Source organism: Rhizobium sp. FG113 (assembly GCF_057809895.1).
In genome coordinates this window covers 1-787 of sequence record NZ_JBMDKV010000067.1, presented here as the reverse complement: position 1 = coordinate 787, position 787 = coordinate 1, and the positions used below count along the sequence as shown (strand labels likewise).

Here is a 787-nt window from a genome sequence, read left to right as displayed (position 1 = left end):
TCGCTTCCGGCCGGCTAGGCCATTCACGACGTCATTGGAACTGGGCTCGGACGTCTCGGACAATCCATAAGGATTGTGCCAAAACACCTGGAAGCCTCCAGATCAATCTTCTCTTCACGATATATGCAGAACAGGCATACGACTTAAAGTCGATGCAAACTTGTATTTCTTCAGAAGACATTGCCATCTAAACCCTCAGGCTCGACACCATCGATTTGGTGGAGCTGAGCGGGATCGAACCGCTGACCCCCTGCTTGCAAAGCAGGTGCTCTCCCAGCTGAGCTACAGCCCCAACCATCGCAACACCTGATGAGCAAACCCATCAGGAGGATCAAGATCGAACAACCCATCATCCTCAAAAAGGAGAATGGTGGGCCTGGGAAGACTTGAACTTCCGACCCCACGCTTATCAAGCGTGTGCTCTAACCAACTGAGCTACAGGCCCGATCTCTACGAACTCGACGTCAGTGACGCTCGCCCATACAGGCCAGAGGCCGTCGCCAGTCGTCTGGCGCCTCTTTTCCAATCCGAAGACTGGCCGGAGGCAGCGATCGAAGATCGCGCTCGCCGTGAGGACATATCCTAATGAAGAAAGAGAAACGTGGACGGCGCAGTTCGCCATACCATCCGAGTGCCGAAGCACTTCCGTGGCGTATTGCGTTTCGATGGTCGCCTGACTGGCGCCATCTATGTTCTAAAAAGCACGGGAAGGTTCATCCCCTAGACAAGTCAAAGACTTGTCGGAGGGCGTCTTACCGGTTCCACAGCTTCCTTAGAAAGGAGGTGA

2 tRNA genes are annotated in these 787 nt (G+C 54.0%); both read right to left on the bottom strand.

Annotation, left to right across the window (positions count from 1 at the left end):
* Window positions 1–216: 216 nt before the first annotated feature.
* A tRNA-Ala gene (locus ACODTZ_RS36145) sits at window positions 217–292 on the bottom strand.
* 76 nt (window positions 293–368) lie between these two features.
* Window positions 369–445: transfer RNA gene (locus tag ACODTZ_RS36140), tRNA-Ile, on the bottom strand.
* Window positions 446–787 lie beyond the last annotated feature (342 nt).